The sequence below is a fragment of the Litorilinea aerophila genome (assembly GCF_006569185.2).
Taxonomy (GTDB): Bacteria; Chloroflexota; Anaerolineae; order Caldilineales; family Caldilineaceae; genus Litorilinea; species Litorilinea aerophila.
Map to the genome: position 1 here is coordinate 49,035 of NZ_VIGC02000020.1, position 13,753 is coordinate 62,787.

11 protein-coding genes and 2 tRNA genes are annotated in these 13,753 nt (G+C 64.6%); 7 read left to right on the forward strand and 6 right to left on the reverse strand.

Features of this window, described 5'->3' with window-relative positions; all coding sequences use genetic code 11:
- Window positions 1–219: 219 nt before the first annotated feature.
- The 3 genes from FKZ61_RS15240 (at window position 220) to arfB (ending at window position 3,007) form a co-directional block, all read left to right on the forward strand.
- Window positions 220–834: a glycerol-3-phosphate acyltransferase gene (locus FKZ61_RS15240; protein WP_141610988.1), complete on the forward strand. Its 615-nt coding sequence runs from the start codon at window positions 220–222 to the stop codon at window positions 832–834.
- A gap of 71 nt (window positions 835–905) precedes the next feature.
- Window positions 906–2,585, forward strand: a complete 1,680-nt coding sequence (locus FKZ61_RS15245) for an aminotransferase class V-fold PLP-dependent enzyme (RefSeq protein ID WP_211358585.1) — start codon at window positions 906–908, stop codon at window positions 2,583–2,585.
- Window positions 2,582–3,007 (forward strand): alternative ribosome rescue aminoacyl-tRNA hydrolase ArfB, encoded by a 426-nt coding sequence (gene arfB, locus FKZ61_RS15250; protein WP_141610990.1) that lies wholly within the window; start codon window positions 2,582–2,584, stop codon window positions 3,005–3,007. The genes FKZ61_RS15245 and arfB overlap by 4 nt, the downstream gene beginning before the upstream one ends.
- Here arfB and FKZ61_RS15255 read toward each other — a convergent pair.
- From FKZ61_RS15255 to nirA, 5 genes are all read right to left on the reverse strand, one after another.
- Window positions 2,967–3,638, reverse strand: a complete 672-nt coding sequence (locus FKZ61_RS15255; protein ID WP_141610991.1) for a DedA family protein — start codon at window positions 3,636–3,638, stop codon at window positions 2,967–2,969. The genes arfB and FKZ61_RS15255 overlap by 41 nt on opposite strands.
- A gap of 8 nt (window positions 3,639–3,646) precedes the next feature.
- Window positions 3,647–4,054, reverse strand: a complete 408-nt coding sequence (locus FKZ61_RS15260; RefSeq protein ID WP_141610992.1) for a hypothetical protein — start codon at window positions 4,052–4,054, stop codon at window positions 3,647–3,649.
- Window positions 4,055–4,145: 91 nt separating this feature from the next.
- Complete coding sequence (locus FKZ61_RS15265) at window positions 4,146–6,410, reverse strand: molybdopterin oxidoreductase family protein (protein WP_141610993.1); 2,265 nt, start codon at window positions 6,408–6,410, stop codon at window positions 4,146–4,148.
- Window positions 6,411–6,444: 34 nt separating this feature from the next.
- The gene (locus FKZ61_RS15270) at window positions 6,445–7,788 is read right to left on the reverse strand and encodes an MFS transporter (RefSeq protein WP_141610994.1); all 1,344 of its coding nucleotides are present in this window, start codon (window positions 7,786–7,788) and stop codon (window positions 6,445–6,447) included.
- Window positions 7,789–7,839: 51 nt separating this feature from the next.
- Window positions 7,840–9,360: a ferredoxin--nitrite reductase gene (nirA, locus tag FKZ61_RS15275; protein ID WP_170199792.1), complete on the reverse strand. Its 1,521-nt coding sequence runs from the start codon at window positions 9,358–9,360 to the stop codon at window positions 7,840–7,842.
- Window positions 9,361–10,139: 779 nt separating this feature from the next.
- Between nirA and FKZ61_RS15280 the strand changes: the two genes are divergently transcribed.
- From FKZ61_RS15280 to rph, 4 genes are all read left to right on the forward strand, one after another.
- Window positions 10,140–11,003, forward strand: coding sequence for a hypothetical protein (locus FKZ61_RS15280; protein WP_141610996.1), 864 nt, complete (start codon window positions 10,140–10,142; stop codon window positions 11,001–11,003).
- Between the two features lie 119 nt (window positions 11,004–11,122).
- Window positions 11,123–11,195, forward strand: a tRNA-Ala gene (locus FKZ61_RS15285).
- A 208-nt stretch (window positions 11,196–11,403) separates the two neighbouring features.
- A tRNA-Ala gene (locus FKZ61_RS15290) sits at window positions 11,404–11,476 on the forward strand.
- A gap of 270 nt (window positions 11,477–11,746) precedes the next feature.
- Window positions 11,747–12,499, forward strand: a complete 753-nt coding sequence (gene rph, locus FKZ61_RS15295; protein WP_141610997.1) for a ribonuclease PH — start codon at window positions 11,747–11,749, stop codon at window positions 12,497–12,499.
- A 4-nt stretch (window positions 12,500–12,503) separates the two neighbouring features.
- On the opposite strand, the gene FKZ61_RS15300 is transcribed toward rph, so the two are convergent.
- Complete coding sequence (locus FKZ61_RS15300) at window positions 12,504–13,424, reverse strand: helix-hairpin-helix domain-containing protein (RefSeq protein WP_141610998.1); 921 nt, start codon at window positions 13,422–13,424, stop codon at window positions 12,504–12,506.
- Between the last annotated feature and the right edge of the window lie 329 nt (window positions 13,425–13,753).

Below are 13,753 nucleotides of genomic sequence, written 5' to 3' on the forward strand. Positions count from 1 at the left end.
GGAGATTATCCCAACTTTTGCCCGGAGCGTCAACAGGGAGAGTTCTGCATGAGAGCTCTGCATGAGATCGTGGCCGGCCTTGGGCCGATGATTGAAATCATCGGCTGGCACACCCCAAGTGCGTTAAAACGCACTCCACGGGGCAGATGGCACCCGGCTTGAATCTCTGTCCAACAGGGATGGGCGTGGGATTGTGAGAGGGAGGATGGAGTGGAGGGCATGCTCAAGACCGTACTGGTGGTAGCCGCCAGCTATCTGTTGGGCTGCTTCTGCACCGCCTACTACCTGGTGCGCTGGCGGATGGGGCAGGATATCCGGACGCTGGGGAGCGGCAACGCCGGGGCCAAGAACGCGGGCCGTATCCTGGGGCCGGCCGGATTCGTGGCCGTCTTCTTGGGGGACGTGGCCAAGGGAAGCCTGGCCGTGGGGCTGGCCCTGTGGCAGGGACTTGCACCCTGGGGCGTGGTCCTGGCCTATCTGGCCGTGGTTCTGGGCCACCTGTATCCGGTCCAGCTGGGATTTCGGGGTGGGAAGGGGGTCGCAGCCGGCTTCGGCGGGCTGTTGGTTTTGGATCCTGTCCTGGCCGCGGGTGTGGTGGTCGCGGCGGGGTTGGCCTTCCTGCTCACCCGTTCCTTCACCTTGAGTGGCCTGGTGGCCATTGGGCTTGCGCCTTTTATCGGCTTGGTGTTGAATAGTACCGCCAGCCAGGTGGTGGCCGTGGCCCTGATCTCGGCATTGCTCCTCTATGCCCACCGCACCAACATGGCCGAGATGATCCGGCAGCGGGCGGCACGCGCGGAGGATGCAACGCACCAGGACCGGGCCAGGGGATGACGGCCGCGGCCCGGCGGGCACGCTGGAAAATATCGACGAAGACCAGGGAACCACTGTCTGGGAGGGGAATCGTGGTTGCGTACACTTTCCGGTATGCTACCGAAGACTGGGAGTTTGAGCAGATCCACCGCCTGAACTATCGGGCCTTCGTGGAGGAGATCCCACAGCACGCGCCCAATCCGGAACGTCGTCTGGTGGATCAGTTTCACCATGAGAACACCTACGCCATCGGGTTGGTAGACGACACGGTGGTAGCCATGCTGGCCTTGCGCTCCCAGCGGCCCTTCTCCCTGGACAAAAAGCTCCCCAACCTGGATCAATACCTGCCGCCCAACCAGTCCATGTGTGAGATTCGCCTCCTGTACGTGGTGCCGGAGCATCGCAACGGCAAGGTCCTGCGCGGCCTCATGGAGCTGGTGGCCGAGTACGGCATCCGTCGGGGCCATACCCTGGCCCTCATTTCCGGCACCACTCGCCAACAGCGGCTCTACCGGCATCTGGGTTTTGTGCCCTTTGGCCCCCAGGTGGGGACGGCTGAAGCCCTCTTTCAGCCCATGTACCTCACCCTGGAGGCCGCCCAACGTCAGACGCCGTGGGTGCGGGCCCTCCGGGCGCTGCAGGAGGGGAAGGACAACGGCCAGGGCGCGCGCCGAACGGCCTCGGCCACGTCTGCTGGCCCGGTGAACTTTCTGCCCGGCCCCGTCAACATCCCCGCCCCGGTGCAGGAAGCCTTCAGCCGGGCGCCGGTCTCCCACCGGGGCGACCGTTTCATGGCCTATGTGCAGGAGGTGAAGGAGCGGCTATGCGCCCTGGTCAACGCCAGGGCTGTGGAGCTTCTGTTTGGCAGCGGCACCCTGGCCAACGAAGCCGTGGCCGCCCAGATCGCCCAGTTGCCGGGGCCCGGCCTGGTGTTGAGCAACGGGGAGTTCGGTCGCAGGCTGGTAGACCATGCCCGGCGCTGGCGGCTGCGCCATGCCCTCATCGAAGCCCCGTGGGGCGAACCCCTGGACTACGCCGCTGTGGAGCACCACCTCACCACCCATCCGGCGCTGGAGTGGCTCTGGTGTGTCCACAGTGAAACCTCCACCGGCATCCTCAACGACCTGCCCCGCCTGACCGAGCTCTGCCGCCGCCATGATGTGAAGCTTTGCGTGGACTGCATCAGCTCCATCGGCGCGGTGCCCTTGGATCTGGGCCAGGTCTATCTGGCTACCGGCGCCAGTGGCAAAGCGTTGGCCTCCTATGCCGGCGTGGCCATGGTCTTTTACAACCACCCCATCCCGCCGGCGCCTACGGCCATCCCCCGCTATCTGGATCTGGGCATCTACGCGGCCAGCGACGGTGTGCCCTTCACCATCTCTTCGAACCTGGTCTACGCCCTGGGGGCTGCCCTGGAACATCGCGCCCGGTATGGCGGCGTGGACGCGTTGGGGAAGGAAATCTCGGCCATGGCCGAGGCCTTGCGCGCGGGCCTGCGCGATCTGGGGCTGACCATCGTCGCGCCGGATGCCCACGCGTCGCCCGCGGTCACCACCATCGCCCTGCCGCCTGGCATCCACTCAGTGGCCCTGGGCGATTGCCTGGAAGAACGGGGCTACCTGTTAAGTTACAAGAGCAGCTACCTGGTGGAGCGCAATTGGATCCAGGTCTGCCTGATGGGGGAGGTGGAGCCGGCGTCCATCGAGCGCTTCCTGGCGGTGTTGGGGGAGTTGGTGGGGGAAAAGCAGCGACAAGGCCGCCCCTCGCCATGATTGCCATCACGCCGGAGGTGACCCTTGACGAAAACGAACTCCAGTGGGAGTTCATCCGCAGCGGGGGGCCGGGTGGCCAGAACGTGAACAAAGTGGCCACGGCTGTCCAGCTTCGTTTCGACGTGCTCCATTCTCCCTCCCTGCCTGAGGAAGTTCGCCAGCGTCTGCTGCGGCTGGCCCGCAACCGGGTGACCAAGGAGGGGGTGCTGGTCATCGAGGCCCGGCGCTACCGCAGCCAGCGTCAGAATCGGGCCGCTGCTCTGGAGGAGTTGGTGGACCTGATCCGCCAGGCGAGCAGGCGCCCTAAACGGCGTCGCCCTACCCGGCCCAGCCAGGCGGCCCGGCAGCAGCGTCTGGCGGCCAAGCGGCGGCGTAGCCTCCTCAAGCGGAATCGGCGCCCCCCTTCTCCGGACGAGGGCTAGCTGGCTGCGATCCCTGGGCTGCCCAGGCCAGGCGCTGACTCCGGCGGCGTAGTCGTTGCGTCCAGAGGTAGAGGCCGCCCGCCAGCAGGACGATCCCGGCCAGCAGGCCGCTGAAATTGCTGATCAACTCGCTCAGGGCCTCCCACTGGCTGCCGAAGAAATATCCCAGGCCCCCGTAGACCAGGAGCCAGGTTGCTTCCCCCAGGGCATCATAGCCGAAAAAACGCCAAAAGGGATAGGTGCTCCCACCCGCGATCAGGTTCGTGGGGACGGCCAGGGGCGTGAGGAGGAAGCGGGTGAGATAGATGGCCGCGCCGCCCCACTGTTGGAAATGCCCCTCGGCCGTTCGCCAGGCGGCCAGGCCGCCCATGCGGCGTTCCACCCACAGCCGGGCATAGCGTCCCAATCCATAGCCGAGGCTATCCCCCAGCACCACGCCGAGCAGCCCCAGCGCGCCCACGGTGGCGCCATCGAAGATCCCCTGGCGAACAAAGGCCCCCGCAGCCAGAACCAACAGGGTGCCCGGCACCGGGACGCCCAGCGCGCCCAACAGGAGCGCCAGGCCGAACATCCAGGGGCCGTAGGCCACCATATAGGCCAGCAAATAGTCGCTCAGGCTGAAGTCACTCATGGGGCGGCCTACGGGCGCGGGGGTGGAGGATGGGCCGCCTGGTAGGCGCGGATGGCCTCACGGACGGCTTCCATGAACCGTTCTGGATCGTCGGGCGCGTACTTCCGGGCCAGAACTCTTAGCGGCCGGCGCGGATCTTCATCCGGCGGCAGGCCCAATGCCTGAAACAGGTAGTCGGGGGGCAGGTGAAATGCCGCGGACAGGTAGCCGATGGTCATCCACCCCCGGATCTCCTCCACCTGTGGGGCCGGCCTGCCTGGCGCCGGCGGTCCCACATGGCGATAGGCGCGTACAAAGCGCATTCCGAAGAACAGGGTCAACGCGATGCCCGCCGCGACGAGCAGCACCGCCATGAGCTGGTCAGCGGACAGGCTGCGGAACAGGTTGCGAGAACTTCCGGGTTCCGGTTCGACCATCTTTGCTCCAGGGCGGACTTCCGCCAAGGGTGGCTGAAACGGCATGGCCATCCCGGTGGGAAGCCAATGCCGGCAGAAACGCTCCGACGTTTCATGTTTTCGCCAGGCGTAGCGGCGCTGAATTTCTGTCCTGGCCTGGCACCGACGCCAGATGGTAGCAGTGTAGCAAAGATGGCGCGGGATGACAATTTGTTCCTGCCGGGGCTTTTTCTTCCAACCCAGCTTCTATCTCCATCGGTTGGACCCGTACCGCACAGGCCTTCAGTTCCGGCTGCCTGGAGATGGGATCCCGGGCCGCGCTGGTCAGGTCATTGGCTGCGCCATGGGGACTGAGCAGCCGCCCCCAGTGGAAGGGCATGAAGCAGGTGCCCGGCCGCACGTCGTCCGTCACCCGGGCAACGGCCACAGCCCGGCCCCGCCGGGAGATGATCGCCACCGGGCGCCCGTCCTGGAGCTGCCAGCGGGCCGCATCCGTCGGGTGAATTTCCAGGAAGGGTTCCGGAGCTTCCTTGAGCAGTTGCGGCACTTTGCCCGTGCGGGTCATGGTGTGCCACTGGTCCTTGAGCCGCCCGGTGTTCAGGACCAGGGGGTATTCGTCGTCGGGCTGTTCGTGGATCTCCTGGTGCACCGCCGGCTGGAAGCAGGCCCGGCCATCCCCAGTGGGGAAGACGCGGCCGGTGTAAAGCCGCGGGCTGCCCGGATGATCCGCCGCGGGGCAGGGCCACTGCAGCGGCCCCTCCCGTTGGAGCCGTTCGTGGCTGACGCCTGCATAGTCGCACGGCCGTCCCCGGGTCAGGGCGACAAACTCGGCGAAGACCTCCGCCGCTGAGGCGTAGGTGAAGGACTGGGCGAAGCCCATCTTATGGGCCAGCCGGGCGATGATCTGCCAGTCCGGCAGGGCCTCGCCGGGCGGCGGCGTAATGGCCGGCAGGTAGGTAAGGCGGCGTTCGGAGTTGGTCATCACCCCTTCCTTTTCCGGCCACTGGGCCGCGGGCAGCAGCACGTGGGCGTAGCGGCTGGTGTCGGTGGGGTGGTAGGCATCCTGGACCACCACCAGCTCGGCCCGGCGCAGGGCCTCGTCCACCTGAGCCAGGTTGGGCATGGATGCGGCCGGGTTGGAGCACATGATCCAGAGGGCTTTGACCTTCCCGGCTGCCGCCGCCTCGAAGAGCTCCAGCGCGCTGTAGCCGGGTCGGGGTGACAGCCGCTCCACCGGGATGCCCCAGTGGGCCGCCACCTCGGCCCGATGCTGTGGATCGGTCACCTGGCGGTAGCCGGGCAGCAGGTGGGCCAGGCCCCCGGCTTCCCGTCCGCCCATGGCGTTGGGCTGCCCGGTGAGGGAGAAGGGACCTGCGCCGGGCCGGGCTATCTGGCCGGTGGCCAGGTGCAGGTTGAGCAGGGCGCTGTTCTTGGCCACACCCTGGGTGCTCTGGTTCATCCCCATACTCCAGAAGGAAAGGACTGCCTGGGCCTGGCCGAAGGCCATGGCGGCCTCCACCAGCAGCTCGGGCTCAATGCCGCAGAGGGCGGCCGCCCGGTCCGGCGGGTAGGCCTGGACGGCCGCGGCCACCTGGTGGAAGTCTCGGGTGTACCTGGCGATGAAGTCTGGATCCACCCGGCCGGCCTCCAGGAGCACATGGAGCATGCCGTTCAGGAGGGCCACGTCGCTGCCCGGGCGAATGGGCAGGTGCAGATCGGCGATGGACGCGGTGCGGGTCCGTCGGGGATCCACCACCATCACCCGGACCCGGTCCGGATCCTCCGCCTTGCGCCTGCGGATCTTCTGGTACAGCACCGGATGACAGTCGGCCATGTTGGTGCCGATGAGGAAAAAGCAGTCGGCGTGCTGGATGTCCTCGTAGCAGGTCGGTGGGCCGTCGGCGCCCAGGCCCCGGACGTAGCCGGCCACGGCCGAGGCCATGCAGAGGCGGGAGTTGGCGTCGAAGTTGTTGGTACCCAGGAAGCCCTTTACAAATTTGTTGGCCAGGTAGTAATCCTCGGTGGTGAACTGGCCGGAGCCGTAGAAGCCGATGGCATCCGGGCCATGTTCTGCCAGGATCTGCTCCAGGCGCCGGGCCACGTGCTCCAGGGCCGTGTCCCAGCTCACCCGGCGGAACTCCTCGCCCCGGTGGGCGCGCATCTGCGGGTGGCAGAGGCGGTCCGGCGTCTGGAGCACGGGCGGCAGGTAGACCGGCTTGGCGCAGATGTCCCCCTGGTTGGAGGGATGGTCCGGATCTCCCTTCACTTTGACCACGCGGCCCTGGTGGAGGCCCACCAGCAGGCCACAACCCACGCCGCAATAGGGGCAGTAGCTCTTGACCCAGCGGTCGACCGGCTGGCGTGTCGTCTGAGACATGTTCGCTGTCCTCGTCGGTTGCAGGCATGGATGGCTACTCGGCGCCCGCGGCGGCCAGGGCTGCCTGGCTGGCCAGTCGGCGTTCCATTTCTTCCCGAGCCGCCCGCTCCTCTTCGGGCGAAAAGCGGACCAGCAGCGCAGCCATGGAGACCAGGCTCACCACCATGCCCAGGATCAGGAGGGCCTGGGGCCAGGGCAGGGATTCGATTTTGAACAGGAAGCCGGCCAGCACCGCGCCTGTGTTGCCGCCGGCGCCCACGATGCCCGCCACCGAGCCCAGCGCCCGCTTGTTGATGAAGGGGACCACCGAGTAGGTGGCACCTTCACTCATCTGCACGAACACGCTGAAGACGATCAGCGCCCCGATGGCCAGGGCCAGGGTGTTCATGCGGGAGAAGACCATCAGCGCCATCCCCTCGGCCAGCAGGACCAGCACCAGGAAGAAGACCCGACCCCGCAGACCGAAGCGAATCCCCGCCCGGTCGCCCAGGATGCCGCCCAGGGAACGGGCGAAGATGTTCATCAGCCCGAACAGACTGGCCACCAGGCCGGCAGTCTTGAGATCCAGGCTGAAGTAGTCGGTGAAGTACAGGGCGGCGATGTTGTTGATGGTCAGCTCGATGCCGAAGCAGGCCGCGTAGATGACAAAGAGCGCCCAGACCCGGTGATCCCGGCAGGCTTCCCAGAAGGTGTTGCCCATCTGGCGGCCGGTGGCCAGCTCGCCCCGGGCCCGCAACTCCTGGAAGTTGCCGTCGGGCGTGTCCTGGGTCAGGCAGTAGTAGGCGATGCCGGTCAGGATCATGAGCACGCCGGGCACGACCATGGCCAGCCGCCAGCCCATGGCCTGGCTGACGCCCATGGCCAGAAAGGCGGAGAAGATCAGGGGCATGGCCATCTGGGTGACGCCGCCGCCCAGGTTGCCCCAGCCGGCCGTGGTAGCGTTGGCCGTGCCCACCACGTTGGGGGCGAACATGAGAGAAGTATGAAACTGGGTGATGACAAACGAGGCGCCGATGACGCCGATGGCCAGCCGAAAGAGGAGGAAGGTGGTGTAGTCACTGGCCAGGCCGATCCCCATCACGGGCAGGGCGCCCAGGATGAGGAGGGCTGCGTAAGTGCGCCGGGGGCCAAAGCGGTCGCAGACCCAGCCGATGGCCAGGCGGGCCAGGATGGTAATGGCCACCGAGGCGATGATGGTGTTTCCCACCTGAGCCTGGGTCAGCCCCAGCTCTTCCCGCACCACCGCCATCAGGGGGGCGATGCCAAACCAGCCAAAGAAGCAGAGGAAGAAGGCGAACCAGGTCAGGTGGAACGTCCGCATGTGGGGCGGCTTGAAACTGAACAGCTCGATGCCCGTTGCCTTGTGTTTCAGGTCCATGGTGTGACAGCCTTTCTGGAGTGGAAAAGGGAGTCGAGGATGGCCTGCCGGTCAGTCTGCCGCTTCGGCCAGGGGGTGATATTTCGTTCCAATTTCAGCGGACAGATAGGCCACCGTCTCTTCCAGGGTGGCCCGCTTGTGGACCAACTCGCCCAGCCTGGGTTCTTCACCCAGTTGTCCGCCCTTGAAAATGTCGAAGCCATCCACGATGGTACCATCGGGCAGGCGCACCCGCTGCGCCTGGAGCCCCAGCTCGCTGGCCCGGTGGCGGCCACAGGCGTGGATGCAGCCGGAGACGTTGATGCGGACGATACGATCCGCCTCGGGGAAGCGCTTTTCCAGCTCCCGGGCAATGGCCAGGGAAATGCCCTTGGTGTCGTTGAGGGCGAAGTGGCAGTAGTCCTTGCCGGTGCAGGTCACCAGGCCCCGCAGGATGCCGGACGGGGTAGGGCTCCACTCCTGGAGTAGGGGCTCTGCCAGCAGGTCCGACAGGTGGGCATCGGGCACGTTGGGGATGATGACGTTTTGATCGTTGGTCAGGCGGACTTCACCGCTGCCGTAGCGGTCGGCCAGGTCGGCCAGATCAAAAAGCTGTTGGGCGGTGAAACGGCCCACCGGCACCAGCAGGCCCACGTAGTTGAGGCCCCGCTGCTTCTGGGGGTGGACGCCCAGGTGATCCCGCTCCAGGGGGGCGGCGTGGTGGGGGTAGAGCTGGCTCTCGCCGGCTGGGGGCAGCGCTGCGCCGTAGACCTTCATCACTTCAGCCCGGAAGCGATCCATGCCCCAATCCCAGATCAGCCATTTCAGCCGCGCTTCTTTGCGGTTTTCCCGGTTGCCGTGGTCGCGGAAGACGGTCAGGATGGCCCGGCAGAGGGCGGTGGCCTCCTCCGGCCGCACGAAGACATCCAGGGGCTCGGCCAGGTGGGGGGTGGTGCCCCCCAGGGCGCCGCCCACCAGCACGTTAAACCCCTTGATCAGGTGCTTGCCCACCCGACGCATGGCCGGGATCAGGCCGATGTCGTTACTTTGGGCGTGGGCGCAGTCGTAGCGGCAGCCGCTGATGGAGATGTTGAACTTGCGGGGCAGGTTCTCGAATTCCCGGCCCAGCAGAGAGAGGGCTGTGGCCACTGCCTGCTGTCGGGCATCCAGGAACTCATCCCGGCTCATCCCGGCCACGGGGCAGCCGGTGACATTGCGGAAGTTGTCCATGCCCGTCTGCTGGCAGGTGAGCCCGGCTTCATGGAGGCGTTGGAAGAGCTCCGGCACCTGTGTGATTTCAATCCAGCGCAGCTGAATGTTCTGGCGGGTGGTGAAGTCCCCCACTCCCCGGCCAAAGTCTCGAGAAATGCCGGCCAGGGTCCGCAGCTGGTAAGTATCCAGGAGGCCATTGGAAATGCGCATGCGCAGCATGAAGTACCCTGGCGTCTGTTTGCGATGAAACAGGCCATACCATTTCAGGAGGTCATACTGCTCCGGCGGAATGGCTTCGAACCCTTCTTCTGCCCAGCGATAAATGTCTTCAATGATATCCAGGGGGCGTTTGTGGGCCTTCAGGACCTCGATATTGTTCATGGTGAACGACTTCTCCTTTTGTTCCCATTCTTGTTTAATCTGCACATACATCTCTGTGAACAACACTTTGGGGCCCAATTTACCAGGCGATCTGAGGGCGATTCCATGGCAAAAGCACCGAAGGTGGATAATATATTTTGTGCATTTTGCATGATGATTGGCGCCGGAAAATCTGCTCGCGCGGGTGTTTTCGGCGCGATTAGGAGAGGTTTGGCCGTTTGTTAACGTGTGTTGAGTCGATTTTTGTGCAGATTGTCAGAGGGGAGATAGTTGTGGCTGCGGGGAACGGACAGGCAGCCGTTTTGAGGAGAGCTGTATGAGCCTTGCGCGGCCTTCGTTGGGGGCATCCCTTGAAATTTGACAGGATTTTGACGGTTTTGGTGACAGCGCGGGGTGGTATATTATGGAATCCTGTCAATCGTCGTGCGCTCCGGCAGACTCCAGATGGTCCAAAACTTACCTGGGTACCTTGCCTGGCCCGGCTGGCCCAGCCGTCGGCTGGGGGGCACTCGATGGTTTTTATCTTGCGTTTTATGTTTATTTTGAACTCATAGGAAGGGTTGTCTATGCGACCAGTGGGGTTAAAGCCCGCCTCTGCCTCGTCGCGGCCGCGGACCGGGCCGGGCAGCCGAGGTGCAGCCACCCATTGGGGGGCGCAGCTGTGGCGTCGCTCTCTACCTGGCCTGCTGCTGGCAGTGCTGTTGGCCCTGGGGTGGCGTCAGGTCGGCCAGGCACAGGGGCCGCGTGGCAGCGGCGAAACAGGGGATGGAGGCGCAGGGTTGTTCTATGAAGGTACCTTTCGCTATGTCCCTTCACCCACGCCGGAACCGGAGGATCCGAACTTTTATCGCAACAGCAGTTTTCGCTTTGTGCCGTCGCCGTCCGCGCCGTCACCACCCGCGGCGCCTGCTGGAACGTCCACGCCCACACTGCCGACGACGGAGCCATCGCCGCTACCCACCCGGTTCCCTGTCGCGACGGCCACGCCGCTCCCGCAAGCTGGCCCATCGCGAACGTCTGGGGAGCGACTGGCGGCTCTGGAGGAAGGCGAGGCCGGCACCACTTTTCTCGCCGCGGGATCCCAGGGCGATGACCGTTTCTACCCCGGCGCGTATCGTTGGACCGGGACGGGGCTGGTTTCGGCCGCGACCGCCATGCCTTTCCGGCTCCTGCCGGCGGATGAGCCTGTCGAGGAAGGGACCGCATCGCCCACGGTTGCCTCTGCCCTTCCCCGCCTTGGTAGCACCCGGCAGGCCGTGGGCACCGGGGAGACCTGGGAAACTCTTTCCCCTGCCTATAGTGAACGCTCGCCTTTGCCCCTCCACGGCCTGGCCATGTACTACAATCCCGGAATCATGCGGGAAGTGCTCGCGTATCGGCTTCAGATGGCCCAGATCGACCCCTGCCCGGAGTGCGTGGGATATGTGGCCCTGCTCCGGCGGGGCGATCTGAACCGCAAGGTCTGGATCCTCTGGCCGGATGGCACGGTGGAGGGCCCCTTTTTGGTGGTGGACGTAGCCGCCCGTCATCACGTTTCCCCCCTGTTGAAACGGGGGTGGGCGGTGGATGTGGATTACCAGACCGCTTTGCGCCATCGAATGAACCGTCCCCTGCCGGTGACTGTGCTGGCGGCCCCGCCCTAGGACCAGGAAAATGTGTCCAAAAAGATCCCTCGCCATTTTGACGGAAAAGACCCCCTTTGCTATACTGGAAAGCGGTTCGTCACGTTAACAGTTGCCTGTTGGCAAATACGTGTGAAGACGGGGCTGTAGCTCAGTTGGGAGAGCGCTACAATCGCACTGTAGAGGTCAGGGGTTCAAGTCCCCTCAGCTCCACTACCGGGTTTCAGATACGGACCTGTAGGCACCTGGCAGGCCGGAGAGGCCAGGATAGCCACCTCATCCCGGATAGAGGGTTAGAAATGAAATTGCCGGGTGTGAAATTTGACAGGTCGGCGAAAACCGGTAAAATATTCTCAAGCTGGATGAGCAAGCGGGCCGGAAATCAAGCATGGTTGACCGGCCATCATCCAGGCCATCATGTGGGGCTATAGCTCAGTTGGGAGAGCGCTACAATGGCATTGTAGAGGTCAAGGGTTCAAGTCCCTTTAGCTCCACCTCGAGACCCTTCCATGTGGAAGGGTTTTTTGTTGCCACCGGTTGTCGGCTACAGCTACATGCACCCCAGGCCCAGGAACGTTTCGACCGGGATCCGGCCTGGCTCGCCACTTGTCCAAAGCCCTTCCCTCTGGGATAATAGGTCAGTGGAACGCCCCCACCCTGCCCCCAGCGCCCCGGACTGCCCGGAACAGGGATGCTGCCTGGCCCCCACCCTGCAGCGGACTCCGGCCTGATCGCTGGTGTGGGCAGGGATGTTGGTACCCAGGATGATCACAGCAGGAAAGGAATCGCGTGTGTGTGCGACCAAGCGTGGGCCGGATGAGTTGCGGCCAGTGCAGTTTGAGCTGGACTATGTCATGTACCCGGAGGGATCGGTCCTGATCTCCATGGGCAATACCAAGGTCCTCTGCAATGCCACCGTCGAGGAGAATCTCCCCCGGTGGCTGCGCCACGGCAAGTTTCGCCATGGGTGGGTTACGGCGGAATACGCCATGTTACCCCGCAGCACCCAGGAGCGAAACAACCGGGAAACCTTGACCCCTAAGGGCCGAACCCAGGAGATCAAGCGGCTCATCGCCAGAAGCCTGCGTGGGGCTGTGGACCTGGAGAAGTTGGGCGAACGGCAAATCGTGGTGGACTGCGACGTTATCCAGGCGGATGGGGGCACGCGGACCGCCGCCATCACCGGCGGCTATGTGGCTCTGGCCCTGGCCATCCGACGTCTGGAGCACAAGAACCTGGTGCCACCTGGGGTGATTAAACAGGCCGTGGCCGCGGTCAGCGTGGGGCTGGTCAACGGCAAGGCGGTGCTGGATCTGGACTACGAGATGGATCTGGCCGCCGACGTGGATCTGAACGTGGTCATGACTTCCGACGGCCGATACGTGGAGGTGCAGGGAACGGCCGAGGGGCAGCCGTTCAGCCGGGGGGCACTCAACGCCATGTTGCTCCTGGCCGAGATGGGGATCAGCCAGTTGCTCACCCTGCAGAACGAGGCCCTGGCCCGGGCCAGGATTTGACGGCTCAGGTCGTGTCCTGGCCGGTCTGGGCCTGGTAGTAGGCCCGACATTCTGCTTCTCGCCCCCGCACAATGCGCTTGCCCCGCAGGGGGCCAAAGCGTGCCGTGACTACCGTCCACTGGCCGTTGCCCCGGCGATCATCCCGGTAGATCACCACCCAATCCCGGGTCATCCCCAGTTCATGGGCCCGGGCCGTGTTGGAGAAAAGGGCCGTGTAGTGGTGTTCCCCGCGCTGGGTGTGGAGGATGGGTAGCCACGCCTCACCGGTCGGGTTAAAGCGCCGGGGCGCGATGGTGGGCAGGCGGTTGGCCTGTGCTTTCTCCCGGTATTCCCGGTCGATGTCCAGCAGTTCGGCCACCGGTGGCTCCTCCGATTCGCCAGGCGGGGAGGATATCTGTGGCGCTTCCTGTCGAGGACGCCGATGCAGGCGGCCGGCTAGCGATTCCCGCACGGCCCGCAGGCGGCGTGGCCCAAAGCCCGGCACCTGTTCCAGACGGCCATCGTAGGCCGCGGCCAGCAGGTCGCCCAAGGTCTCAATTCCCAACTCCTCGTGGATTCGGCTGGCCAGGATTGGCCCGATGCCCGGGACGGTGGTCAGAACCCGCTCCGGGCGAATATTCCCGCGCAGGCGTTCCAGCAGCGGCGTAGTACCGGTGTGAATCAGCTGCTCGATGGAGCGGGCCAGGGACTTGCCGATGGTCGGCAGTCGCTCCAGCCCTTCCAGCCCTTCTTCTTCCAACAGCTGGTGGATCGGTCGGTTCAGGCCACGGATGGTTTCTGCCGCGTTGTAATAGGCCCGCACCCGAAATGGATTTGCCTGCTGGGCATCCAGCAACTGGGCAATTTCCTCCAGCCGGCTGGCGATTTCCCGGTTGCTTGGCGTCGTTTGGGGCTTCCCGTCAACTGGGTTTCGATTCCCCGTCATGGTTGTCTCCTCCACGCCACGGCTTTGACTCAAGCTCGGACCTCTGGACCCACCTTCCTGATTGAACCTCGATAGTCCCTGTTGCATCCAGCTTTCCACCTCTCCTTGAGTATACACCGGCTTCGTATAGGGCGTCATATCGTGGCGAATTCGTGTTCCTCTGTGGAATCTGGGGCTGAAAATGAAACAGGGACGAAACCCTGGGGCGGATTTCGTCCCTGCCTGGGACCTATTTCATGGCCTGGCCATCAGCTCACTGATGACTCTCCTGCAAAAAGCCACGGATTAGACGGTTCACACGGATTTTCTTTCTGGAAAATCTGTGTTCA